This window comes from Solwaraspora sp. WMMB762 (assembly GCF_049179115.1).
Lineage (GTDB): Bacteria > Actinomycetota > Actinomycetes > Mycobacteriales > Micromonosporaceae > Micromonospora_E.
Window position 1 is genome coordinate 7032722 of sequence record NZ_JBMHMD010000001.1, and the last position, 23207, is coordinate 7055928.

The window sequence follows — 23207 nt, forward strand, 5'->3', positions numbered from 1 at the left end:
CGCCCGTCACGCCAGGGCCGACGCGGACGTCGCGAACGAGCTGGAGGCAGGATGGCGGAGCAGGCCAGTGGAGTCCCGGCCGGAGTAGACCTGAGTCGCCCCAGCGCCGCGCGGGTCTACGACTACTTCCTCGGCGGGGCCCACAACTTCGACGTGGACCGTCAACTCGCCGAGCAGATCGCCGCGATGACGCCGCACCTGGCGGAGACCATGCGGGCCGGTCGGGCGTTCCTGCGTCGGGCGGTGCGGGCGCTGCTCGCCGACGGCGTCGACCAGTTCCTGGACATCGGCTCCGGCATCCCGACGGTGGGCAACGTCCACGAGGTGGCCCACGCGGTCAACCCTGCGGCCACCGTGGTCTACGTGGACATCGACCCGGTGGCCGTGGCGCACAGTCGGAGCATTCTGGCTGAAGTCGAGCGGGCCGCGGTCCTGCAGGCCGATCTGCGCGAACCGGAGGCGATCTGCGCGCGGGCCGCCGCGACCGGTCTGATCGACTTCGCCCGGCCGGTCGGCATCCTGCTCGCCGGGGTGGCGCACTTCGTGCCTGACGCCGACGATCCGCAGGGCGTACTGCGGCGGCTGAGGTCGGCCGCGGCGGTCGGCAGCTACCTGGTGATCTCCCACGCCACCTACGAGGACCAGCCGCCGGAAGTGCTGGCTGCGCAGCGGTTGTCGGCCCGGACCGACACCGAGATCACGTTGCGCTCGCGAGCCGAGGTGACCGCGATGTTCGGTGACTTCGCCATCGTCGACCCGGGAGTGGTCCATCTGCCACTGTGGCGGCCGGACCCGGACGCCGACGTGGACGCGCACCCGGAGCGGTTCGGCGCATTCGGCGGCGTCGCCCGCCTGGACGCCGCCGCAGTCTGACCATGGCGACGTCCGAGACGGGCGATGGCGGTGCCGATCCCGAGGGTGTGCGACGCTTCGCCCGGAACTGGGCGGCGGCCGCCGCCGGGCTCGGCTATCTGCCGCTGAGCTTTGCCGAGACCGCCGACATCCTGCACGGGCACACGCTGCGGCTGGCCGCGGCGGTGCTGGCCGGGACGTTCGACGGCCAGGCCGGCCGGGACGTCGGGCGCTGGCTGGTGGAGGGCCACCTGACCGAACCGGCCGTGCTGGGCTGGACCGTCCAGGCCCTCGGCGATGACTTCCTGCCGCTGGTGCTGCCGCAGCTGGCGACGTCGGCACCGGCCCGGGAACGGATCAGCCACCTGCAGGGCGCGCTCGCCGAGGGGTACGCCGGGGCGCTGCGTAACCGGACCTTCGCGCAGCAGTCCAGCATCCGGCAGGCGGCCTGGTCCGCCCGGGACGCTGCCGAGCAGGCGTTGCGGGACAGCGAGGTCCGGTTCCGGGCGGTATTCACCGGCGCGGCGATCGGCATCGGGCTGGCCGACCTCGACGGGCGGATCATCGACGTCAACCAGGCGTTCGCCGACATGCTCGGCTACACCATCGCGGAACTGCGGGAGATCAACGTCGGGCAGCTGTTCCACCCGGACGACGCGCCCGGCATGTACCAGTTCTACCTTGAACTCATCGAGGGCAAGCACGACCGCGCCCGGGTGGAGAAGCGCTACTACCGCAAGGACGGCGCACCGATCTGGACGGACCTCGCGGTGTCGCTGATCCGGCACGACGACGGCCGACCCCGGTTCACCGTCGCGATGGTCGAGGACATCACCGACCGGTACGAGCTGCAGGAGCGGCTGCGTTTCCAGGCCGAGCACGACCCGCTGACCGGGCTGCCCAACCGGGTGCTCTTCTTCGACCGGCTCGCCCTGGCGCTGGCCGACCCGGACGGTCAGGTCGGCGTCTGCTTCCTGGATCTCGACGGCTTCAAGTCGATCAACGACGGGCTCGGCCACGACGTCGGCGACCAACTGCTCGCCGTGGTGGCGCGGCGGCTCGCCGACAGCGCCGCCGACTCCGGGCACCTGGTTGCCCGGATGGGCGGCGACGAGTTCGTGATCCTGGTGACCCGCTGCACCGGCACGCCGCAACTGGTCGGTGTCGCCCAGGCCGCCCTGGCCGCGCTGGCCGCCCCGGCCCAGGTCGACGGGCATCAGCTGACCGTGTCGGCGAGCATCGGCGTCGTCGCGTCGCCGACGGCCGGCACCACCCCCACCGAGGTGATGAAGGCCGCCGACACGACGCTGTACTGGGCCAAGGCCGACGGACGGGGCCGGTGGGCGGTCTTCGATCCGGTACGCGGCGCGCGCGACGTCACCCGCTCGGCGCTCGCCGCCGCGCTGCCGGCCGCGCTGGACCGTGGCGAGTTCGTCGTCGAGTACCAGCCGATCACCCGGCTGTCCGACCGGACGGTGTCCGCCGTCGAGGCGCTGGTCCGTTGGCAGCATCCGCAGCTCGGCCGGCTCGGGCCGGACCGGTTCGTCGCCCTCGCCGAGGAGACCGGGCTGATCGTCCGGCTCGGCCGGTGGGTGCTGGAACAGGCGTGCCGGCAGGCCAGCCGGTGGCGGGCCGAGCACCCGCAGGCTCCGATCGTGGTCAGCGTCAACATCTCCGCCCGCCAGGTCAGCGACCCGCAGCTCGTCGGGGAGGTGGCCGGGGTACTCACCCGGACCGGTCTGCCACCGGAGCTGCTGCAGCTGGAGCTGACCGAGAGCGCGGTGATGGCCACCGGCGGCGAGCCGCTGCCGGCACTGCGCCGGCTGGCCGGGCTCGGTGTCCGGTTGGCCATCGACGACTTCGGTACCGGCTACTCCAACCTCGCCTACCTGCGGCGGATGCCGATCCACGTGCTGAAACTCGCCGGTCCCTTCGTGGAAGGGATGCGGGTGGCCGGTCCGGAGGGCGACCGCGACGAGCGGATCGTCGACGCGCTGGTCCGGCTGGCTCACGCGCTCAACCTGACGGTCACCGCCGAGGCGGTGGAGACCGGCGAACAGGCGGACCGGCTGGTGGCACTCGGCTGCGACCAGGCCCAGGGCTGGCATTTCGGCCGTCCGGTGCCGGCCGGGGAGATCACCGAGCGGTTGTCGCGTGGCCCGGACCGGACCGTAACCGGACCGTGAGGTCGACGGCTGCGTCGTGGGCGAGCCGGTCGGCCGTCTCCCGGCCGAACCGCACCAGATCCGGCACGGGTACGCCGTACGGCCGCTGCCCGGCGTACGGCGCGATCCGGTCCGCGGCCCTGGCCAGCAGCCGCGCCGCACCGGCCAGGTTGCCCCGCCGCGCGTGGGTGAGCCCGACCGCCAACTGGGCCAGCCCGCGCCAGAACTCACGCTCCACCGGCGGCGCCGCCTTCCAGGCCGACTCCAGCACCTCGTGGGCGTGGAACGGCCGGCCGGCGTCGAGCAGCCGCTGCGCCTCGTCGAGCGCGTCGTGCGGGGTGAGCGCCAGGTCGTCGGGCATGGTCGGTACGCCCGACGCGCCCGGCGGCAACGGCCGACCCAGCTCGTCGCGCGGCCGGGCGTTGCGTGGCCGACCCGCTGGGTCACGGTCCCGCTTTGGACGGTGGTCACCTGGCGACGGACGGGCCATCGGTCAACAGTAGTGCGGGCGACGGGGCCGGCCGGTCAGCGGGTGCCGGTCAGCGGGTGTTCGGCCACGGGCAGTTCGCCGAATCTGACGGCGCCTTCGCGTACCAGGTCCGCTGGCAGCCGGCCACCCCAGCGCGGATCGAGGACGACGGCGAGGGCCTCCTGGCCGGTCAACGCCGTCGGTAGCGCAGTGCTCCGGGCCGGGCCACCGCGGCATCGGGCCAGATCCAGCCGGATCAGGGTGCCGTCGGCTCGGTGGTACCGCACCGAGCGGCCACCGAGGCAGGCGTCGGAGACATCATCGAAAATCACCGTGCCGCCGTTGGCCAGTGGGTAGCAGATCTGGCCGGCGGCGCAGCCCGCCGCCAGCACGTCGTCCGGCAACTGGTCGGCCGACAACGAGAACCGGATCAGCAGGGGGCCGTCTCCCCGGTCCAGTTGGAGCTGCACGGCCACGCCAGCCGACCCGGCCGGGTCGCCCTTGGCGTACCCGCTGATTCGGCCGGCCGGCAGCAGCCGGGTGAGCAGTTCCAGCGCACCCTCCGCGGTGACCGGTGCGGTGTCGCCGATGGCGACCGGCGGGATGTCGAGGTCCCACACAGCGACCGGACAGTTGGCCACCTCGGTGGGCGCGGCCGGCAGTGCGGTCACCGTGGCCGTGCCGCCGTTGATGTCACATCCGGACCGGACCGTCGGCTCGCCGGTGGCCGGCGACACAGGTGCGATGCTCGTCGCCCCGGCCAGTTTCGCGTCGGGGGTGACCGATCCGGCCGGCGCCGCCGGTTGACCGACGCCCGGCGCACCGACGTCGGGCGGTCCATCGCCCGGCACCGGCAGCCCGCCCCCCACCACCGTCGGACCCAGCAGGACGGCACCCGTCGCCAGGGCGGCGGCGATCCCGACGCCGGCGGCCCGTCGGTTGCGGCGGCGCCGCCGCCCCAGGCGCACCGACTCGGTGACCAGATCCCCGATTGGTGGGGCCGGCCGCGCGGCCAGCTCCTGTTCCAGCAGTCGCCTCATCTCACCTGCCACGGTGACCGCCTCTCCGGTGCCGCTGGCCATGTCCGCCGGCGCCGGTTCGGCGCCCGTACCCGGCATGACGTCCCGGCCGGGCGGTCCGGTGACAGACCGCGCCGGACCGCCTCCAGCCATCGGCGGTGCGCCATCGCCTCGAGCACACTCCAGGTCAACGGCCGATTCCGACGTGCGACGATTGGTGGCATGGGCAGACTGCACGCCGGGATCGACGGTCGTCTGCGCGAATTCATCGAAGCCCAACCGATGTTCTTCGTGGCCACCGCGCCCTCCGGTGGGGACGGGCACGTCAACGTGTCGCCCAAGGGGATGCGGGGCGCGTTCGTGGTGTTCGGTGAGCATCAGGTCGGGTACCTCGACTACCACGGCAGCGGTGTCGAAACCGTGGCACATCTGCGGGACAACGGCCGCATCACGGTGATGTTCTGCGCCTTCGACGGTCCGCCCCTGGTCGTCCGGTTGCACGGCGTCGGCACGGTGGTGCCCGTCGACGACCGGCGCTTCGCCGCGCTGGCCGGTGCCTTCGGCGACGCGCCCGATCAGCACGGGGTGCGAGCGGTGATCGTCGTCGACGTGCAGCGGGTCAGTGACTCCTGCGGGTACGGCGTCCCGCTGATGGACTATCGCGGGGATCGCGACCTGCTGGTCCGGGCGCACTCCCGGCGGACCGCCGAGGACCTCGCCGAGTACCGGGCGACCCGCAACGCGGCCAGCATCGACGATCTGCCCGCCTTCTCCTGACCGCCCAGTCGACCACACGTTACGTTCGTGCGGCGCCGGGGTAGGAGGCGACCCACGCCGCACCACCGGGCCCGGCCCGGCCGGCGGGCGTGGCGGACTCCGCAGGTGGACGCGGTGGCGGTGGTCGGGTGATGGTTCGACGAGCGAGGGTGACCAGCGATGACAGAGGGTGAGCGACCGGTCGGCCCGCCGCCGGTGCCGGCTCCTCGACCGGCCGTCCCCGCCTTGCTTGCCGCCGCCCTCGACCGGGCCGGCGAGACCAACCGGCTGATCCGCGACCGCGACTGGAGCAGCAGCCCACTCGGCGCGCTGGACGGTTGGCCGGCCAGTCTGTGCCAGGCGGTCGGCATGATGCTCTCGTCGCAGGCCCAGATCGTGCTCTACTGGGGGCCGCAGCTGCGTGCCTTCTACAACGACGCCTACCTGCCCACCATCGGCGCGAAGCATCCGGCCGCCCTGGGCGAACCCGCCGCCGAGCACTGGTCGGAGCTGTGGGACGTGCTGGAGCCGCTGTTCGCCGGGGTGGTCGAGAGCGGAACCTCCTACCGTGGCACCGACCATCCGTTCCTGCTCGAACGGCACGGCTTCCTCGAGCAGACCTACTTCGACGTCTCCTACGACCCGCTGTGGGTCGAGGACGGCAGCGTCGGGGGCATCTTCTGCATCGTCAGCGAGACCACCGGACGGGTGCTCGGCGAGCGCCGGATTCGCACCCTGGCCGGGCTGGGCAGCCGGTTGTCCGACCTGCAGAGCCAGGCCGACCTGCGCCGTGGCGTACTGGAGGTGCTCGACACCTGCCGCGGCGACATCCCGTTCGCCCTGCTCTACCTCGGATCGGACGCGGACTCCGCACGGCTGGCCGGCTGCACCGGCGTCGCGGCGCAGACCGTCACCGCGCCGACGCAGCCGAGCCCGGGCGACGCCCCGTCGGCGCTGCTGGACGCCTTGCACAGCGGTGCCGCGCAGACCGCCCGGGCGGCGGACTTCGTCGCCGTACCACCGGACACGGCGGCGCTGGAGGTGCTCGTCCTGCCGATCAGCGCGGCGACCGAACCGGTCGGTGCCCTCGTCCTCGGCCGCAGCCGGCACCTGCCGTTCACCAGTGACTACCGAGACTTCTTCGACCTGCTAACCACCCAGATCTCCAGTGCGGTGACCAGCCAGCGGGCCTATCTGCACGAGCGGGCCCGGGCCGCCGAGCTCGCCGTGATCGACCAGGCCAAGACCGACTTCTTCGCCAACGTCAGTCACGAGTTCCGGACCCCGCTGACGTTGCTGCTCGGCCCGATCGAGGACCAACTCGCCGACGTGGACCTGCCGGTGCCACATCGCGAGCGAACCGAGATGATGCACCGCAATGCCCTGCGCCTGCTCAAGCTGGTCAACACCGTGCTGGACTTCTCCCGGCTGGAATCCGGTCGGGCCCGGGCGGCGCTGCAGCCGGTCGACCTGGCCGACTTGACGAACCGGCTGGCCAGCACGTTTCGGTCGGCTGCCCAGCGGGCCGGGCTGGACCTGGTCGTGCATTGCCCAACGCTGCCCGGGACCGTGCAGGTGGACCCGGATCTGTGGGAGAAGATCGTCCTGAACCTGCTGTCCAACGCGGTGAAGTTCACCTTCGACGGCACCATCACCGTGCGGTTGCGGGCGCTCGACACGTCGGTCGAGCTCACCGTCGCCGACACCGGGGTCGGTATTCCCGCCGCTGACCTGCCGCACCTGTTCGAACGGTTTCACCGGGTAGCCGGCACCCGGGCCCGCAGCCACGAAGGCACCGGGATCGGGCTGGCGCTGGTCCGTGAACTCGTCCAACTGCACGGCGGGACCGTCACGGTCCGCAGCGAACCCGGTCAGGGCAGTGTCTTCACGGTCGAGATCCCGGTCGGCACCGGGCCGACCCCGCCGGCCGGCGAGGACCCTGAACGCCCGGCCGGGCGCGACAAGGTCGGCGACACCAGACAGCTGTACCTGGCCGAGACGCAGCGGTGGAGCGTCGGGCCGGCGCGGGAGGTGATCGAGCAGCCACGGGTCGACCAGCCCGTCGGGCGGGTCCTGGTGGCCGACGACAACGCCGACCTGCGGGACCACGTGACCCGGTTGCTGGCACCGCACTGGCAGGTGGTCGCTGCGGCCGACGGTGCCGCGGCGCTGGCCCTCGCCACCCGTACCCCCTTCGATCTGATCCTGACCGACGTGATGATGCCGGAACTGGATGGTTTCGGCCTGGTAACGGCGTTGCGTGCGGACCGGCGGACCCGGCATGTGCCGATCGTCGTGCTCTCCGCCCGGGCCGGGCCCGAGGCCGCCGTGCAGGGCCTGTCCGCCGGTGCCGACGACTACCTGGTCAAGCCGTTCGCGGCGCAGGAACTCGTCGCCAGGGTGCGGGCCAACGTCGAACTGGGTCAGCTGCGCGGCCGGATCATCCACCAGCTGCGGGCGCTCGCCGACGCAGCCGTCGCGGTCAACACCGCGCAGACCACCAGCGAGGTGCTGCGGGTCGCGGTCGAGCACATCCAGCAGCTGGTCCGGGCGTCGAAGGTGGTCGCCACCGCCCCGGGTGCCCGCTACGAGGCGGACGGTGGCGGCCAGCCCTCCGCCGACCCGGCGACGGTCACCCCGTTCATCGGTGCCGACGGGGAACGGCTGGGCGAGTTGTCGGTCTGGCCCTTCGACGGCGCCGGCGCCGATCCGGACACCGACGAGGCGGCGCTGGCGGAATTCGCCCGGATGGTCGGGCTACGACTGGGCAACGCCCGGCTGTACGAGGCGGAACACCGCATCGCCAGCACCCTGCAGCACAGCCTGCTGCCCCAGACGCTGCCCCGGGTGCCCGGCGCGCTGATCGCCAGCCGCTACCTGCCCGGCAACGCCGAGGCAGAGGTCGGCGGCGACTGGTACGACGTGGTGGAGGTCGGCGGTGGCCGGCTGGTCCTGGTGATCGGCGACGTGGTCGGCAAAGGTGTGAACGCGGCGGCCACCATGGGCCAGCTGCGCAACGCGCTGCGGGCGTACCTTCTGGAGGGGTTCTCGCCCGGTGACGCCCTCACCCGGCTGAACCGGCTGGTCACGACGATGGGCCGGCGCTCCCTCGCCACCGTGGTCTGCCTGTGGTTCGAACCGTCGAGCGGTGTGCTGCGCTACGCCAGCGCCGGCCATCCGCCACCGGTGGTGGCCGACGGCGCAACGGTGGGGCTGCTGCACGACCGGGCGCTCGGCCCACCGATCGGGGCGATCCGGGGCAGCCGCTACGACACGTCGACCGACCGGCTCGACGTCGGCAGCCGACTGATCTGCTACACGGACGGGCTGATCGAGGACCGCACCGTGGGCATCGACGCCGGTCTGGACCAGGTCCGGGCCGACGCCAGAGCCGGCGGTGACCACGTCGAGGAGCTCGCCGACCGGCTGCTGCGCCGGGTGGCCCGCCGGCCCCGTCGTGACGACGTCGCGGTGCTGGTGCTGGAAGCGACCGACCTGGACCGTCTCAGGATGCGGCTGCCGGCGCAGGCGCGGGCACTGGCGCTGCTGCGTCGACGGCTGGCGGACTTCTTTGCCGCGCACCGGATCGGCGACACCGACCAGTTCGATCTGACCGTGGCGATCTCCGAGGCGGCGGCCAACGCGATCGAGCACCCGGTCACCCCCGCGCGGCCGGACATCTGGCTGGAGGTCGGTATCGACGGGGACGACCTGGTCGCGAGCGTGCGGGACAGCGGCGGTTGGCGGGAGGCCTCCGACACCGGGTTTCGAGGTCGGGGACTGGCGTTGATCGCCGCCCTGGCCGAACTGCGGATCGACCGGGACGGGCAGGGCAGCGAGGTCACGTTGCGCCGTCGACTGGCTCCCCGACCGGATCCGGCCTGATCATCCGGGCCGGGCTGCCGGCCCGGATCGCCTCGGCGGCCAGCCACGGCTGCCCGCCGAGGCCGGAGATGTCCAGGACCCGGCGGACCTGCCGGGACGGCAGCACCGTCAGCGCCTGCGGGTAGCGGTCGGTGAGCTGGAGCAGCGCGTGGATGGCCGCCGAATCGAAGAACGAGACCGTACGCAGATCGAGGGTCACCTTGCCGGCGTCCTCGTGGATCGCGGCCTGGTACATGTGCTCGGCGGTGGCCATGTCCACCTCGCCGTTGACAGTGACGGTCAGGTGGTCACCGTCCAGGTCACTGGTGACGGAGAAGAGCTGCTCCGGACCCTGCTGATCCACGAACGTTAAGATGGCACAACTGTGCGGATCCAGCAAGATTCGGCGGTAAACGGTCGACTGCTCAGCGTGTGGGTGGCGGCCCGGTCGCCGGCCGGTCGGGTCGGCACCGACGGCGCTAGGCTGGACGCATGACCTCCGTCCGCGCTCCGCTGACCCCTGGAAAGATCTCACCGTGGCGGCCGGTGCCGGCGCACATCACCCGGCCGGAGTACGTCGGTCGCAAGCAGCCCGCGCCCTGGCGCGGCTCGCACGTCCAGTCCCCGGACACCATCGAGCGGATGCGGGTGGCGGGTCGGCTCGCCGCCCGGGCCGTGCAGCTCGCCGGTGAGCACTGCAAACCGGGGGTCACCACCGACGAGATCGACGCGGTGGTGCACGACTTCCTCTGTGACAACGGCGCCTACCCGTCGACCCTGGGCTACAAGGGGTTCCCCAAATCCTGCTGCACCAGCCTCAACGAGGTCGTCTGCCACGGCATCCCCGACTCCACGGTGCTGGCCGACGGCGACATCGTCAACGTCGACGTGACTGCCTACATCGGCGGGGTGCACGGCGACACCGACGCGACCTTCTGCGTCGGTGAGGTCTCGCAGGAGGCCCAGTTGCTGGTCGAGCGGACCCACGAGGCGATGATGCGGGGCATCCGGGCGGTGGCCCCGGGGCGGCAGATCAACGTGATCGGCCGGGTGATCGAGTCCTACGCCCGGCGGTTCGGCTACGGCGTGGTACGCGACTTCACCGGCCACGGCATCGGCGAGGCGTTCCACAGCGGGCTGTACGTCCCGCACTACGACAGTCCACGACCCACGGACGTGATGGAGCCGGGGATGACGTTCACCGTCGAGCCGATGATCACGCTCGGCACGCACGAGTACGACATGTGGCGGGACGGCTGGACGGTGGTCACCAAGGACCGCCGGTGGACCGCCCAGTTCGAGCACACGATCGTGGTCACCGAGGACGGCTTCGAGATCCTTACCCTGCCCTGACCGGACCGGGGCCCAGCAGACTGGTCTCACAGTGGTCGAGCCAGCGGATCTCCGCCTCCGCCCGGAACAGCACCGCGTCGAGCACCAGCCGGCCGACGCGGTCGACGTCGGCGGACCTCGCTCTGGCACGGGTCAACTCCCGTACCGCGTCCAGGGTTGCCGCCCGTTGCGTCGCGACCACCCCGCGTACGTCCGCCCCTGGCGTGCTCAGCGCGAGGGCGATCTTCACCGTCAGTTCGTCGCGGCCTTGGCCGACGCGGCCGACCGGGCTGCTGAACCAGGCGGCCAGCGCGTCCCGGCCGGCGGCGGTGATGGCGAACGGTCGCTGCCCGGCCGAGTTGCCCGCCAGCGCACGCACCAGCCCGTCGCGTTGCAGCCTGGCGAGCGTGGTGTACACCTGTCCGATGTTGAGCGGCCACGCCCCACCGGTGGTCTCCTCGAAGGCCGCCCGGAGCTGGTACCCGTGCATCGGGCCCCGGTCGAGCAGCGCGAGCAGTCCGTGGCGGATCGACATGCCAGCTGAGTATGCATACCGGGTAGGTGGGCGGCAACCGGGATCATGAATCGCGGTTCCGGTCACGCTTGCGCCGGCCCGGCCCGGTCGCGCTTGCGCCGGGATGGACTGGCCAGGTCACGCTCAGCCGGGCCGGCCCGGCCAGGTCGGCACAGCCGGTGTGACGCCGGCCGCCTGTCGCCAGCGGGTCGCGCGGACCGCGTACTCGATCAGGACGGTGAGCGCCGCCTCGCGGTCCGCGCCGGAGGTGACCGGCAGCACCGCCCGCCAGACGGCGGCGGCCCGCTCCTCGACCTCGGCGGCCAGCCGCAGGGCGCTGGTCGCGTCGGTGACCGGGAACGGCAGTTGATAGGCCGGTTCGACCGGCGGCGCGGCGGCACCGACCCGCAGGATCAGCTGGTCGCGCCGGTCCCGGTGGGCGGCCTCGGCGTCGCGTGCCCGGGCAGCGGCGTCGCCGTCGAGATGGACCCCGAGCACGCCGTAGGCGAAGATCGCCGCGTACTCGGCGGTGAGTGCCTGCTCCCATCCGTCAGCCACGGTCGGCGCTCCTTCTGATTCGGTGGTCCACGTTTATCGGAGCACCTCGAGGTGACAGGCGCGGGCCGCGGCGATCGAGCCCAGTAGCGCGGCCCGGTCGGCTGCGGCGGTGTGGCACGCTGCGGCGGCCTCGGCTGCGGCGGCCTCCTCTGCGGACCGCAACGCGGTGAGTGCGGCGGCCCGGTCGACTGGCGGGGCCGAGGTGCCGGTCCCCGGTGTGGCCGTGCCCGACGGTACGGCGGAGCCCGGAGCGCTGGGCTGGCCGCCCGGGTCGGCGGTCGTCGTCGGGCCGGGTAGGGCGATCCCGGTCAGCTGGCTGAGCTCCTCGGCGTGCGTCCGGTGGGTGGCGACGACCGGGGTCAGCAGCGGGCCGAGCTCGGCTGTGGTGGTCATCGCGGCGTCGTAGCGACCTACCAGGTCCAGCGTGGCGGCGAGCAGGCCGGCGAGTGGATCCGGCTCCGGTGCGGGCTCCGGCTCACCGCCGAGCAGGCCGCATCCGGCCAGCCCGGCCGGGACGGCGACGGCGACGGTGGCACCGACGGCACCCCGGAGCACTCCACGTCGGCTGCAGCGGCCGGCCGGGGAGGTGGCCGGGTACGCGGTCCTGCCGATCGCCCGCCGGCCTGGTTGGTTCGCGAACACCGGACCAGTCAACACCATCGGCGCCGCAATCGGTCCGCGCCTCCCGGGGATCGGTCCGCGAGAGCCTATCCGGAAAGTCCTGCAGTAGCGACTCAGTGTGGTCGTTGCTGTCCCGGTGGCTACCCGTGTCGGCTTGCGGTCGGGTGTCCGGTTTCCCTCGGTGCGCCGGGGGGTCGATCGCCTCGGCCGCGCGTTACGCTCTGCCCAGTCGCGTCGGAGTAACATCCGACGGCACTGCTGGTGTCGCCTCGAGCGGCCAACGAAGAAGATAACGGTGGAAGGGTGCGGAGATGACACAGCGTGACCGTGCCGGTGGCAGGTCACCCGGTTCCCGCGCCCGCCGGGCCGCCACCCCACGGCCCCGTCCGGACGGCGCCCAACGGCCCCAGGTCGCAGCTGCGGCCCGGCGCGACCAGTTGCGGGCGATCGTCGAGCCGGTGGTCCGGGCGGCCGGCTTCGATCTGGAGGACGTCTCGGTCTCCCGGGTGGGTCGTCGACACCTGGTCCGGGTGATCGTCGACGCCGACGGCGGTGTCGGGCTCGACTCGGTGGCCGAGGTGTCCCGTGCGGTCTCGGCGGCCCTGGACGAGGCCGAGTCGGCGGCCGGTACGGAGCTGATCGCCGGCGAGTACCAGCTCGAGGTCAGCTCGCCCGGCGTGGACCGGCCGCTGCGGTTGCCCCGGCACTGGCGCCGCAACGCCGGCCGGCTGGTGCGGGTGACCGCGGCCCAGCGCCAGGTGACCGGCCGGATCGTCACCGCCGACGACGAATCGGTGCAGTTGGACGTCGACGGTGGCGTCCAGCGGTGGCCCTACGACGACCTCGGCCCCGGGCGGGTCCAGGTGGAGTTCAACCGCCTCGACGAGGTCGTCGACGACGACCCGGCGGATGTCGACGACCCGTCCGACGACGACGAAGTGGAGGACGAGGAGAGGTGAACATCGACCTCGCGGCGCTGCGCGCACTGGAGCGCGAGCGGGAGATCCCGTTCGACACGATTCTCGCGGCGATCGAGGCCGCGCTGCTGACCGCGTACCGGCACACCGAGGGTGCGCAGACCCATGCCCGGGTCGAGATCGACCGGCGCAGCGGGATGGCGCTGGTCTACGCCCAGGATCTCGACGCCGAGGGCGCGGTGCTGCGCGAGTGGGACGACACACCGCATGATTTCGGGCGGATCGCCGCGATGACTGCCAAACAGGTGATTCTGCAGCGGTTGCGGGAAGCGACCGACGAAGTTCACTTCGGGGAGTACGCCGGGCGCGACGGTGACCTCGTTACCGGGGTGATCCAGGCCCATGAGGCACGTACCGAAAAGGGGATCGTCACCGTCGACCTGGGCAAGTTGGAGGCGGTGCTGCCGGCCGCCGAGCAGGTGCCGGGCGAGACCTACCCGCACGGCCAGCGGATCCGGTGCGTGGTGGTGCACGTGGCCAAAGGGTTCCGAGGGCCGCAGATCACCCTGTCCCGGTCCCACCCAAATCTGGTCAAGCGGCTGTTCGCGCTGGAGGTCCCGGAGATCGCCGACGGCACCGTGGAGATCGCGGCGATCGCCCGGGAAGCGGGCCACCGGACCAAGATCGCGGTACGGTCGACCGCTTCCGGGGTCAACGCCAAGGGCGCCTGCATCGGTCCGATGGGCCAGCGGGTGCGGGCGGTGATGAGCGAACTGCACGGCGAGAAGATCGACATCATCGACTGGTCCGACGACCCGGCCGCCTTCGTGGGCAACGCGCTGTCGCCGGCGAAGGCGTTGCGGGTCGAGGTGGTCGACGCGGCTACCCGTACCGCCCGGGTGACGGTCCCGGACTTCCAGCTCTCGCTGGCCATCGGCAGGGAAGGGCAGAATGCCCGGCTTGCTGCCCGACTGACCGGCTGGCGGATCGACATCCGGCCGGACACCGAGGCCGGTTCCGCCGGTCGGGATCCGGCCCCGGAACCGGGCGGCGCGGTCTCTGGCGCGTCGGGGTAGACTTTTCTCGTGGTACGACGTGCGTTGCCGGTGCGCACCTGTGTGGGCTGCCGACGACGTGCACCGGTTCACGAGCTGCTACGGGTTGTCGTAGTTGGAGGCGAGGACGTGTCGCGCCTGCGACCTGATCCGATCCGTGGTCTGCCGGGGCGGGGTGCGCACCTGCATCCCGATCCGGCATGTCTGGAGCTGGCGCAGCGGCGTCGCGCCTTCGGGCGGGCGCTGCGAGTGTCCGGTGTCGTCGACACCGGCGAGCTGGCCGAGTACATCAGCACGTCAACCGCTACGTCCGGTCATCCGGCCGGACGAGGGTCGCACAGCAAGGTAGGACGACCGACATGAGCACACGATGAAGTCCCAGCAATGAGCAGGCTTCTAGTGCACGAGTGAGGTCGCTGCGGGTGCTGCCCGCACGACCTCGGAGTGAGGAGTGCAGTGGCAGGCAAGGCCCGCGTACACGAGCTCGCCAAAGAGCTCGGGGTCGAAAGCAAGACCGTTCTCGCCAAGCTCAAGGAGATGGGCGAGTTCGTGAAATCCGCGTCGAGCACGGTGGAAGCACCCGTCGCCCGACGCCTCCGTGGTGCGTTCGCGGCGGCTTCCCAGTCGTCGCCGTCGGCACCGGCCCGACCGGCCGCGTCGCCGACGAACAGCACCGAGCCGAGAGTCTCCGCCAAGCCGGCGCCACCGCGCCGGCCGGCGGCGCCGTCGTCGATGCGCCCCAAGGCCCCGGTGCCCGGTCCGCCGCCGTCGGCGGCCCCGGTGGCCAAGCCAGCGAGTGCGCACGACATCGAGGTGGCCGCCGCCGAAGCGCGGGCGGCAGCGCTCAAGGCCGAGCAGGAGGCCAACGTCAAGGCCGCCCAGCAGGCGGCGAAGCAGCGGGACACCGGCCGGCGGGAGCCCCCGGCGGACGGCGGTCCCCGACCCAAGCCCGGGCCGGGGTCGGTGCCGCCGCGTCCGGGTAGCCCGGCAGCCGGTCGCTCGGCCGGTGGTCGGCCGCCGACGCCCGGTGCGCCGTCGCCTGGGGCACCCGGTCGGCCGGGTGCCCGCCCGCCGGCGCGGGGCGGCAACAATCCGTTCGGCATCAGCCAGGGTGGCGGGCAACGACCCGCCGCCGGTGGCGGGCAGCGGCCCAACCCGGCGTCGATGCCCCCGCGGCCGAGTCCGGCGTCGATGCCCCCGCGGCCGAGTCCGGCCTCGATGCCGTCGCAACGCCCGGGTCGCCCGGGTGGTCCCGGTGGCGCCGGTCGCCCCGGCGGTCCCGGTGGCGGCCGTGGCGGCGGCGGTGGCGGCGGTTACCGTGGCGGCCCCGGCGGCGGCGGTGGCGGCGGTTACCGTGGCGGCCCCGGTGGCGGCGGCGGTGGCGGCGGCGGTTACCGTGGCGGCCCCGGTGGCGGCGGCGGCTTCCGTGGTGGTGCCCCTGCCGGTGGCGGCGGTCGGCCCGGTGGCGGCGGTCGTGGCCGTGGTGGCGGCACCGCAGGTGCCTTCGGCCGGCCGGGAGGCCGTCCGACCAGGGGCCGCAAGTCCAAGAAGCAGCGCAGACAGGAATTCGACAACCTCTCCGCGCCGACGATGAGTTCCGGTGCGCCGCGTGGCCAGGGCCAGGCGGTACGGCTGTCGCGTGGGGCGTCGCTGTCGGACTTCGCTGACAAGATCAACGCTAATCCGGGGTCGCTGGTCCAGGAGATGTTCAACCTGGGCGAGATGGTCACCGCCACCCAGTCCTGCTCGGACGAGACGCTGCAGCTGCTGGGTGAGCACCTCGGATTCAACGTGCAGATCGTCAGCCCGGAGGACGAGGACCGCGAACTGCTCGCGCAGTTCAACATCGACCTCGACGCCGAGGTGGACTCCGACCGGTTGGTCACCCGACCGCCGGTGGTGACCGTGATGGGTCACGTCGACCACGGTAAGACCAAGCTGCTCGACGCGATCCGGCAGACCAACCTGGTCGAGGGCGAGGCCGGCGGCATCACCCAGCACATCGGTGCCTACCAGGTGCACGTGCCGCACGACGGGGTGGACCGCGCGTTGACCTTCATCGACACCCCGGGTCACGAGGCGTTCACCGCCATGCGTGCCCGTGGTGCGCAGGTCACCGACATCGTGGTGCTGGTGGTCGCGGCTGACGACGGAGTCATGCCGCAGACCATCGAGGCGCTGAACCACGCCAAGGCGGCCGACGTGCCGATCGTGGTCGCGGTCAACAAGATCGACAAGCCGGAGGCCAACCCGGACAAGGTTCGTCAGCAGTTGACCGAGTACGGTCTGGTCGCCGAGGAGTACGGCGGCGAGACCATGTTCGTCAACGTGGCGGCCAAGCCCGGCACCGGCATCGATCAGCTGCTGGAGGCGGTGCTGCTGACCGCCGACGCGGCGCTCGAGCTCACCGCTCCGGTCGACGGCCCGGCGCAGGGCATCGCGATCGAGGCGCACCTGGACAAGGGCCGGGGCGCGGTGGCGACCGTACTGGTGCAGAAGGGCACCCTGCGTACCGGCGACTCGATCGTGGCGGGCGGCGCGCACGGCCGGGTCCGGGCCATGCTCGACGAGAACGGCAAGCAGGTCGCCGAGGCGGGTCCGGCCCGACCGGTGCTGGTGCTCGGCCTCACCGCGGTGCCCAGCGCCGGCGACACCTTCCTCGCCGCGCAGGACGACCGGACGGTGCGGCAGATCGCCGAGCAGCGGCAGGCCCGACGGCGGGCGGCGAGCTTCGCCAACTCCCGCGGCCGGGCCACCCTGGAGACGCTCATGGAGCAGATCAAGGAGGGCGAGAAGACCTCGCTCAACCTGATCCTCAAGGGCGATGTCTCCGGCTCGGTCGAGGCGTTGGAGGACGCGCTGTTCAAGCTCGACATCCCGGACGAGGTCCAGCTGCGGATCCTGGACCGGGGTGTGGGTGCGATCACCGAGAGCAATGTGATGCTCGCGAGCGCGTCCGCCGAGGCGGCAACGATCATCGGCTTCAACGTCCGGGCCTCCAACAAGGTCCGGGAGATCGCCGACCGCGAAGGCGTGGAGATCCGGTACTACACCGTCATCTACCAGGCCATCGAGGAGATCGACGCGGCGCTCAAGGGCCTGCTCAAGCCGGAGTTCGAGGAGGTCGAGCTGGGCAGCGCGGAGATCCGCGACGTGTTCCGTTCGTCCAAGATCGGCAACATCGCCGGCTGTATGGTCCGTTCGGGCATCATCCGACGCAACGCCAAGGCCCGGTTGCTGCGCGACGGCGCGGTGGTGGCGGACAACGTCACCATCAGCTCGCTCAAGCGCTTCAAGGACGACGCGACTGAGGTCCGGGAGGGCTTCGAATGCGGTCTGACCCTGGGGAACTACAACAACATCCAGGTGGGCGACATCATCGAGACCTTCGAGATGCGGGAGAAGGTACGTACCTGATCCGCGCGGCGTAGGGCTCGCAGTACGCCGACAGGCGGTCCGCGACCGGTGCAGCTCACCGGTTGCCGGCCGCCTGTCGGCGTCGGTGCCGCCTGTCGGTCGGGTGCCGCCGGCCGGTCGGCGTCGGGTGCCGGTCGAGTCCGCCGGTCACCGCGTATCCTTCGGGACGATGTTCACCGGAACTGCCACCTTCGACATGCTGCTGCCGGGCGACTCCCAGTCGCTGAAGGCGAAACGCTCCTACGTACGCCCGATCGTCGCCGCGCTGCGTCGCTTCGAGGTCTCCGCCGCCGAGGTCGGCGCGCTCGACCGGCACGGCCGGGCGGAGATCGCGGTGGCCGTGGTCGCGGCCGACGCGGCGCACGTACGTGAAGTGCTGGACAACTGCGAACGGACGGTGGCCGGTCGGCCCGAGATCGAGCTGCTCTCCGTCCGGCGCCGGCTCTACGGTGCCGACGACTGATCTACGACACCGACCGGTCCGGCACGCAGGCGCACCGACCGGTCCGGCGTACGGCGCACAGGTAGGGTCGACACGTTGACCGGACACCGCGGAGGTAGAGATGACGGACCCGGCGCGGGTGCGCAGGCACGCGGAGCGCGTGCGCGAGCTGGTGGCTTCGGTGGTACGTACCCAGATCAAGGACCCCAGACTCGGCATGATCACCATCACCGACGCGCGGATCACCGCTGATCTGCGCGACGCGACGGTCTTCTACACGGTCCTCGGTGACGCCGCCGCCCAGGCCGGCACCAAGGCGGCGTTGGACAGCGCGAACGGGCTGCTGCGCAGCACGGTCGGCAAGGCGCTCGGGCTGCGCCACTCACCGACGCTCACCTTCGTCCTCGACAACGTGCAGGAGCACGCCAAGCACATCGACGATCTGCTCGCCGCCGCCCGCAGCGCCGACGCCGAGGTGCAACGGTTGGCAGCGAACGCCGAGTACGCCGGTGACGCCCAGCCGTACCGGGCCGAGTCGGACGACGACGAGGACGCAGCGGACGACGAGGACCCGGCGGAGGGGGCCCCGAAGGGCGCGGCGACCGCCGAGGCAGCCGGGTCCGGCCAGCCCCATTCGGACGGGCGACCTCGATGATCAGCGTTCCGTCCCCGGTCGGCCCGGTCGCCGACCAGGCGACCGGGCCGACCGGGGACGAGTGGGCGGCCGCGGTCGCCGCAGTCCGTGCGGTCCCGCCCGGCGGGAGGGTCCTGCTGCTGTGCCACGTCAATCCCGACGGTGACGCGCTCGGCAGCATGCTCGGCTTCGGGCTGGGCCTGGCCCGGCTCGGCGGCTGCGCGGTGCAGGCCGCGTTTCCCGGCAATCAGGAGCTGCCGCCGTCCCTGCGCGGAATGCCTGGCTCCCACCTGCTGGTCCAGCCGGACGAGGCGTGGGCCGATCCGGATCTGGCGCTCTGCTTCGACGTCGCGAGCGCGTCCCGGCTGGACGCCCTCGCCGATCGGATGACGGCCCGGACGGCGATCGTGGTCGACCACCATGCCTCCAACACCCGGTTCGGCGGTATCCATCTCGTGGACCCGACCGCGGCGGCCACCTCGGTGGTGGTCGACCAGTTGCTCGGCCGGCTCGGCGTACCGCTGGACCGGGAGATCGCCGAGTGTCTCTACGTCGCGCTGATCACCGACACCGGTTCGTTCCGGTTCGACATGACCACCCCGGCGGTGCACCAGTTCGCCGCCCGGTTGCTGGCCACCGGCATCAGCCCGGCCGAGGTCTCCCGGCGGGTCTTCGACAGCCGACCCTTCGGGGCGGTCCAGCTCTTCGGTGCGGTGCTGCAACGTAGCGTCCTGGAGCCGGCGGCAGCCGGCGGCCAGGGTCTTGTCTGGACCCATGCCACCCTGGCCGATCTGGAACGTTACGACCAGCCGCCGTACGTGCTTGAGGCGTTGATCGATTCGGTCCGGTGCACGGTCGAGGCGGACGTGAGCTGCGTGCTCAAGCAGGTGAGCGAGACCGGTTGGGCGGTCTCGATGCGCAGCAAGGGCGGTGTCGACGTGAGTGCGGTGGCGGTGGCGCTCGGCGGCGGTGGGCATCGGCTCGCCGCCGGCTTCACCGGCGCCGGCAGTGCCGACGAGGTCATCGCCGCCATCCGCGCCCAGCTTGGCTGAGTGACCCCGACCGCTGACCCGGGCGCGGGCCGGTGTCCACGGGTGCCGGATTCCGCCAACCGAGCCTCGACCGCCTGCATAGACACTTCACTCGTCGTCACCGACCAGGGACAATCGAGTGATGGAGCAGTCATCTGAGCTCACTGCGGAGGTGCCGCGGGCCTGGGACCGACCGGTCGTCTCGATCCCGGTCATTGCCGTGCTGTCGCTGGTGGGCGGGCAGTTGCCGTCGTTCTCGACGGCGGCGAACCTGTACACCATCGGCACCGGCGGGGCGCTGATCTGGTTCGGTCTGTCACACCGGGTGCCACGTCGGCCGACCCCGCGTCGACTCGGTGACGGCGCGGTGTGGTGGATCGTGCCGGTCGCGATGTTCACCGTCGTCGAGGGCGCCACGTTCGCGATGGGCTCGACCGACGACTTCCCGACCTTTTCCAAGCTGGCCGATCCGGTGCTGGACGGTCAGGTGTCCCGGTCGGCGGCGTACTTCGGCTGGCTGGCCGCGTTCTGGGTGCTGGTGCGGCGATGAGCGCCGTTCGGGCGGCGGTGATCGGCGGTTTCGTCGTCGCGCTGGCGCTGTTCGGGGTGCTGGAGCTGCTCGCCCGGCGGCCGGGCTCGCGGATTCCGACGTTCGGTGACGTCTGCGCGTACGTGATGCAGTACGAGGTGGGCAGGGTGCCGGTTGGTCGGATCGGGGTCTTCGGTTTCTGGTGGTGGGTCGGGTGGCACTTCTTCGCGCGGTGATCGACGTGGCCAAATATAATCCTCTCGCATTCTGGGAACAGTGCGCAGGATGTGGACCTGAACGATAACTTGGGTGTGGTGCGGGCCACACCTGCCCGCCGCTTGTCCGCCTGGTCACGGCCCCGGTGATCCCGGAAGTGTCGTCGTCGGCAATCCGGTGTCAACCTGTGGGAAGGTCGTGGCGTCATGCCCAGCAAGCCCAAGCCCGAATCCGCCGACGAAGCGCGCGAGCAGGCCCGGCGGGCATTGCAGATGTCGATGGATACCCGCCAGTAACGTCTGTGGGCCGCCGCCGGCCGCGTCGTCGCACGAAACCGCGCGGCCTGGGCCGGTGCCGTCGCCTCGGTGTGCGGTGATCCGCCTAGGTAAGTGACCCAGGCAATAGCACTCCTTACCAACCGGCTGTCAGGCTGTACCTCGATGGCCACCTCCCGCACGGCGCCCCCATCTCCACCGTCAGGCCCGGGGCCCGAACCAGGCCCGGGGCCCGAACCACAGTCGGCGTCCACCCGACGGATCGTGCGCCTGGCACTGCCCGCTTTTGTCGTGCTGGCGGCCGAGCCGATCTACGTCCTCGTCGACACCGCCGTCGTCGGCCGTCTCGGGCCGGTGGCCCTCGCCGCCGTCGCGGTGGGCGGCACCGTGATGTCGGTCGCCGCCTGGCTCGGCACCGTCGCGGCGTACGGCACCACCGGCCGCGCCGCCCGCCGTTACGGCGCCGGCGACCGGACCGCCGCCCTGGCCGAGGGAGTCCAGGCGTCCTGGCTCGGGGCGTTCGCCGGACTGCTGCTCGCCGTGGCGCTGCAGATCCTCGCCGGTCCGATCACCGCTGGGCTCGCCGGGCAGCACAGCCCGGTCGCCGACGCTGCCGAGCAGTGGCTGCGGATCGCTGCCTGGGGCGCGCCGGGTCTGCTACTGGCCGCCGCCGGCAACGGCTGGATGCGCGGTGTGCAGGAGACCCGCCGTCCGGTGCGGTACGTGCTGGCGGCCAACGTCGTCTCCGCTGTGCTCTGCCCGGTGCTGGTCTACCCGCTGGGTCTGGGGCTGACCGGATCGGCGGTGGCCAACGTCGTCGCGCAGACCCTGGGCGGTCTGCTCTTCGTCCGGGCGTTGGTGACGGCCGGGGCACCGCTGCGCCCCCGGCCGCACCTCCTGCTGACCCACCTCACCGTCGGACGTGACCTGCTGATCCGAGGCGCCGCGTTCCAGGTGAGCTTCCTGTCCGCCACCGCAGTCGCGGCCCGGTACGGCACCATCCAGGTCGGTGCCCACCAGATCGCCATCCAGTTGTGGTTCTTCACCGCGCTGGCGATGGACGCGCTGGCGATCGCCGGGCAGTCGCTGGTCGGCGCGGCGCTGGGCGCCGGAGACGCGGCGGGCGCCCGGCTGCTCGCCCGCCGGCTGGTGCTGTTCGGCGCCGTTGCCGGCGTCGGGTTCGCGGTGCTGTTCGCCGTCGGTGCCCCGGTGATTCCCGGCTGGTTCAGCCCCGACCCCGGAGTGCACGACCAGGCGATGGTCATCTGGCCGTGGTTCGTGGCGTTGCAACCGGTAGCCGGGGTGGTCTTCGCTCTCGACGGGGTCTTCATCGGGGCGGGTGATCTGCGTTACCTGCGTGACCTCACGATCGGCGGCGCGCTCGGCGGATTCCTGCCGGTCATCTGGGCCGGCTACCTGCTCGACCTCGGTCTGGCCAGCATCTGGGCCGGGCTGGCGGTGTTCATGCTGGTCCGGCTGGTCGGGCTGGTCCACCGGCTGAAGTCGCCGCGGTGGACGGTGCTCGGCGTGCCGGCCGGCCGGACCTGATCGCCGCGGCCGTCGGCCGGCCGGACCTGATCGCCACGGCGCATCGGGATCTGGCAGGCTTGGCAGTCGTGAGTACGCACGGACTGATCGTGGTCGACAAGCCGGCCGGGATGACCTCGCACGACGTCGTCGCCCGGATCCGGCGGCTGGCCGGCACCCGGCGGGTGGGCCACGGCGGCACCCTGGATCCGATGGCGACCGGCGTGCTGGTGGTCGCGGTGAACCGGGCCACCCGGCTGCTCACCTACGTGATCGGCGTCGGCAAGACCTACACGGCCACCATCCGGCTCGGCGTGTCGACGGTGACCGACGACGCCGAGGGGGAGGTCACCGAGCGGTCGCCGGTGGACGGTGTCACCGAGGAGCAGATCCGGGCCGGCCTGGCCGCGCTGACCGGGGAGATCGACCAGGTGCCCAGCGCCGTGAGCGCAATCAAGATCAACGGACAGCGGGCGTACCGGCGGGTCCGCTCCGGTGAGCAGGTCGAGCTGGCCGCCCGCCGGGTGACCATCTCCCGCCTCGACGCGGTCGCCGTCCACCCGCCGACCGACGGCAGCGTCGACGTCGACGTCGAGGTGGCCTGCTCGTCCGGCACGTACATCCGGGCCATCGCCCGGGACCTGGGGGCCGCGCTCGGCGTCGGTGGGCACCTCACCGCGCTGCGCCGGACCGCGGTCGGTGGGTTCACGGCGGCCGAAGCCGCCACCCTGGCCGAGCTTGAGCAGCGGGCACCGGACGTGGTGCAGTTGCCCATGGCGGCCGCCGCCGGTCGGCTCCTCACCGGCCGTGAGGTCGGCGCGGAGGAGGCCCGGGTGCTCGGCCACGGTGGCCCGATAACTCCGGTCGGCCGGCCCGGACCGTACGCGGTCTACGCCCCGGACGGCGAACTGCTCGCGGTGGTGTCGGAACGCGACGGCCGGGCCCGGGCGGAGATCGTGCTCGCGCCGGCGTGACAGCATCGAACCCGGCCGGTCACCCGGTTGGGCAAACCTT

At 72.2% G+C, this 23207-nt stretch carries 22 protein-coding genes; 16 read left to right on the forward strand and 6 right to left on the reverse strand.

What is annotated here, in order from left to right; genetic code table 11:
- Positions 1 to 51 precede the first annotated feature (51 nt).
- Complete coding sequence (locus ACN27J_RS31715) at positions 52 to 873, forward strand: SAM-dependent methyltransferase (RefSeq protein ID WP_421371832.1); 822 nt, start codon at positions 52 to 54, stop codon at positions 871 to 873.
- 2 nt (positions 874 to 875) lie between these two features.
- Positions 876 to 3038, forward strand: coding sequence for a putative bifunctional diguanylate cyclase/phosphodiesterase (locus ACN27J_RS31720; RefSeq protein ID WP_421371833.1), 2163 nt, complete (start codon positions 876 to 878; stop codon positions 3036 to 3038).
- Here ACN27J_RS31720 and ACN27J_RS31725 read toward each other — a convergent pair.
- On the reverse strand, positions 2989 to 3507 hold the full coding sequence (locus tag ACN27J_RS31725) for a DUF309 domain-containing protein (RefSeq protein WP_421371834.1): 519 nt from the start codon (positions 3505 to 3507) through the stop codon (positions 2989 to 2991). The genes ACN27J_RS31720 and ACN27J_RS31725 overlap by 50 nt on opposite strands.
- Positions 3508 to 3542: 35 nt before the next feature.
- Positions 3543 to 4526 carry a hypothetical protein gene (locus ACN27J_RS31730; protein WP_421371835.1) on the reverse strand — a complete coding sequence of 328 codons (984 nt, stop codon included), beginning with the start codon at positions 4524 to 4526 and terminating at the stop codon, positions 3543 to 3545.
- Between the two features lie 201 nt (positions 4527 to 4727).
- On the opposite strand from ACN27J_RS31730, the gene ACN27J_RS31735 reads away from it, so the two are divergent.
- A complete protein-coding gene (locus ACN27J_RS31735; protein ID WP_421371836.1) occupies positions 4728 to 5282 on the forward strand; it encodes a pyridoxamine 5'-phosphate oxidase family protein in 555 nt (184 codons plus the stop codon).
- Positions 5283 to 5441: 159 nt separating this feature from the next.
- Positions 5442 to 9146 carry a SpoIIE family protein phosphatase gene (locus ACN27J_RS31740; protein WP_421371837.1) on the forward strand — a complete coding sequence of 1235 codons (3705 nt, stop codon included), beginning with the start codon at positions 5442 to 5444 and terminating at the stop codon, positions 9144 to 9146.
- Here the strand turns inward: ACN27J_RS31740 and ACN27J_RS31745 are convergent.
- The gene (locus ACN27J_RS31745) at positions 9103 to 9489 is read right to left on the reverse strand and encodes an STAS domain-containing protein (protein ID WP_421371838.1); all 387 of its coding nucleotides are present in this window, start codon (positions 9487 to 9489) and stop codon (positions 9103 to 9105) included. The two genes, ACN27J_RS31740 and ACN27J_RS31745, sit on opposite strands and share 44 nt — an antisense overlap.
- Positions 9490 to 9617: 128 nt before the next feature.
- Here ACN27J_RS31745 and map point away from each other — a divergent pair, with 128 nt between their 5' ends.
- Positions 9618 to 10478, forward strand: a complete 861-nt coding sequence (gene map / locus ACN27J_RS31750; RefSeq protein WP_278167949.1) for a type I methionyl aminopeptidase — start codon at positions 9618 to 9620, stop codon at positions 10476 to 10478.
- On the opposite strand, the gene ACN27J_RS31755 is transcribed toward map, so the two are convergent.
- From ACN27J_RS31755 to ACN27J_RS31765, 3 genes are all read right to left on the reverse strand, one after another.
- On the reverse strand, positions 10465 to 10992 hold the full coding sequence (locus tag ACN27J_RS31755) for a PadR family transcriptional regulator (protein ID WP_421371839.1): 528 nt from the start codon (positions 10990 to 10992) through the stop codon (positions 10465 to 10467). The genes map and ACN27J_RS31755 overlap by 14 nt on opposite strands.
- A gap of 123 nt (positions 10993 to 11115) precedes the next feature.
- Entirely contained in the window at positions 11116 to 11529 is a 414-nt protein-coding gene (locus ACN27J_RS31760) for a ferritin-like domain-containing protein (protein ID WP_421371840.1), read from the reverse strand.
- Positions 11530 to 11562: 33 nt separating this feature from the next.
- A complete protein-coding gene (locus tag ACN27J_RS31765) occupies positions 11563 to 12171 on the reverse strand; it encodes a hypothetical protein (protein WP_421371841.1) in 609 nt (202 codons plus the stop codon).
- 290 nt (positions 12172 to 12461) lie between these two features.
- Here ACN27J_RS31765 and rimP point away from each other — a divergent pair, with 290 nt between their 5' ends.
- The 11 genes from rimP to truB all read left to right on the forward strand — a co-directional run bounded on the left by rimP (position 12462) and on the right by truB (position 23167).
- The gene (gene rimP, locus ACN27J_RS31770) at positions 12462 to 13109 is read left to right on the forward strand and encodes a ribosome maturation factor RimP (protein ID WP_421371842.1); all 648 of its coding nucleotides are present in this window, start codon (positions 12462 to 12464) and stop codon (positions 13107 to 13109) included.
- Positions 13106 to 14143, forward strand: coding sequence for a transcription termination factor NusA (gene nusA / locus ACN27J_RS31775; protein ID WP_278167954.1), 1038 nt, complete (start codon positions 13106 to 13108; stop codon positions 14141 to 14143). Before rimP ends, nusA begins: the two co-directional genes overlap by 4 nt.
- 42 nt (positions 14144 to 14185) lie before the next feature.
- A complete protein-coding gene (locus tag ACN27J_RS31780) occupies positions 14186 to 14485 on the forward strand; it encodes a YlxR family protein (RefSeq protein ID WP_278174420.1) in 300 nt (99 codons plus the stop codon).
- Positions 14486 to 14578: 93 nt separating this feature from the next.
- Entirely contained in the window at positions 14579 to 17539 is a 2961-nt protein-coding gene (gene infB / locus ACN27J_RS31785; protein WP_421371843.1) for a translation initiation factor IF-2, read from the forward strand.
- A 169-nt stretch (positions 17540 to 17708) separates the two neighbouring features.
- A complete protein-coding gene (locus tag ACN27J_RS31790; RefSeq protein ID WP_278167956.1) occupies positions 17709 to 18002 on the forward strand; it encodes a DUF503 domain-containing protein in 294 nt (97 codons plus the stop codon).
- A 100-nt stretch (positions 18003 to 18102) separates the two neighbouring features.
- Positions 18103 to 18636, forward strand: coding sequence for a 30S ribosome-binding factor RbfA (gene rbfA / locus ACN27J_RS31795; protein ID WP_421371844.1), 534 nt, complete (start codon positions 18103 to 18105; stop codon positions 18634 to 18636).
- Positions 18633 to 19667 (forward strand): DHH family phosphoesterase, encoded by a 1035-nt coding sequence (locus ACN27J_RS31800; protein ID WP_421371845.1) that lies wholly within the window; start codon positions 18633 to 18635, stop codon positions 19665 to 19667. Before rbfA ends, ACN27J_RS31800 begins: the two co-directional genes overlap by 4 nt.
- A gap of 121 nt (positions 19668 to 19788) precedes the next feature.
- Complete coding sequence (locus ACN27J_RS31805; protein WP_421371846.1) at positions 19789 to 20196, forward strand: hypothetical protein; 408 nt, start codon at positions 19789 to 19791, stop codon at positions 20194 to 20196.
- The gene (locus ACN27J_RS31810) at positions 20193 to 20411 is read left to right on the forward strand and encodes a DUF6186 family protein (protein WP_421371847.1); all 219 of its coding nucleotides are present in this window, start codon (positions 20193 to 20195) and stop codon (positions 20409 to 20411) included. The genes ACN27J_RS31805 and ACN27J_RS31810 overlap by 4 nt, the downstream gene beginning before the upstream one ends.
- A 420-nt stretch (positions 20412 to 20831) precedes the next feature.
- Positions 20832 to 22214 (forward strand): MATE family efflux transporter, encoded by a 1383-nt coding sequence (locus ACN27J_RS31815; protein WP_421371848.1) that lies wholly within the window; start codon positions 20832 to 20834, stop codon positions 22212 to 22214.
- Positions 22215 to 22324: 110 nt separating this feature from the next.
- The gene (gene truB / locus ACN27J_RS31820; protein WP_421372647.1) at positions 22325 to 23167 is read left to right on the forward strand and encodes a tRNA pseudouridine(55) synthase TruB; all 843 of its coding nucleotides are present in this window, start codon (positions 22325 to 22327) and stop codon (positions 23165 to 23167) included.
- Positions 23168 to 23207 lie beyond the last annotated feature (40 nt).

What these genes read in the sequence shown, in the direction of transcription:
- ACN27J_RS31715 (WP_421371832.1), top strand. Translation starts at nt 52, where the DNA reads ATGGCGGAGCAGGCCAGTGGAGTCCCGGCCGGAGTAGACCTGAGTCGC.
- ACN27J_RS31720 (WP_421371833.1), top strand. Translation starts at nt 876, where the DNA reads ATGGCGACGTCCGAGACGGGCGATGGCGGTGCCGATCCCGAGGGTGTG.
- ACN27J_RS31725 (WP_421371834.1), bottom strand. Translation starts at nt 3,507, where the DNA reads ATGGCCCGTCCGTCGCCAGGTGACCACCGTCCAAAGCGGGACCGTGAC.
- ACN27J_RS31730 (WP_421371835.1), bottom strand. Translation starts at nt 4,526, where the DNA reads ATGAGGCGACTGCTGGAACAGGAGCTGGCCGCGCGGCCGGCCCCACCA.
- ACN27J_RS31735 (WP_421371836.1), top strand. Translation starts at nt 4,728, where the DNA reads ATGGGCAGACTGCACGCCGGGATCGACGGTCGTCTGCGCGAATTCATC.
- ACN27J_RS31740 (WP_421371837.1), top strand. Translation starts at nt 5,442, where the DNA reads ATGACAGAGGGTGAGCGACCGGTCGGCCCGCCGCCGGTGCCGGCTCCT.
- map (WP_278167949.1), top strand. Translation starts at nt 9,618, where the DNA reads ATGACCTCCGTCCGCGCTCCGCTGACCCCTGGAAAGATCTCACCGTGG.
- ACN27J_RS31755 (WP_421371839.1), bottom strand. Translation starts at nt 10,992, where the DNA reads ATGTCGATCCGCCACGGACTGCTCGCGCTGCTCGACCGGGGCCCGATG.
- rimP (WP_421371842.1), top strand. Translation starts at nt 12,462, where the DNA reads ATGACACAGCGTGACCGTGCCGGTGGCAGGTCACCCGGTTCCCGCGCC.
- ACN27J_RS31790 (WP_278167956.1), top strand. Translation starts at nt 17,709, where the DNA reads ATGTTCACCGGAACTGCCACCTTCGACATGCTGCTGCCGGGCGACTCC.
- rbfA (WP_421371844.1), top strand. Translation starts at nt 18,103, where the DNA reads ATGACGGACCCGGCGCGGGTGCGCAGGCACGCGGAGCGCGTGCGCGAG.
- ACN27J_RS31800 (WP_421371845.1), top strand. Translation starts at nt 18,633, where the DNA reads ATGATCAGCGTTCCGTCCCCGGTCGGCCCGGTCGCCGACCAGGCGACC.
- ACN27J_RS31805 (WP_421371846.1), top strand. Translation starts at nt 19,789, where the DNA reads ATGGAGCAGTCATCTGAGCTCACTGCGGAGGTGCCGCGGGCCTGGGAC.
- ACN27J_RS31810 (WP_421371847.1), top strand. Translation starts at nt 20,193, where the DNA reads ATGAGCGCCGTTCGGGCGGCGGTGATCGGCGGTTTCGTCGTCGCGCTG.
- ACN27J_RS31815 (WP_421371848.1), top strand. Translation starts at nt 20,832, where the DNA reads ATGGCCACCTCCCGCACGGCGCCCCCATCTCCACCGTCAGGCCCGGGG.
- truB (WP_421372647.1), top strand. Translation starts at nt 22,325, where the DNA reads ATGACCTCGCACGACGTCGTCGCCCGGATCCGGCGGCTGGCCGGCACC.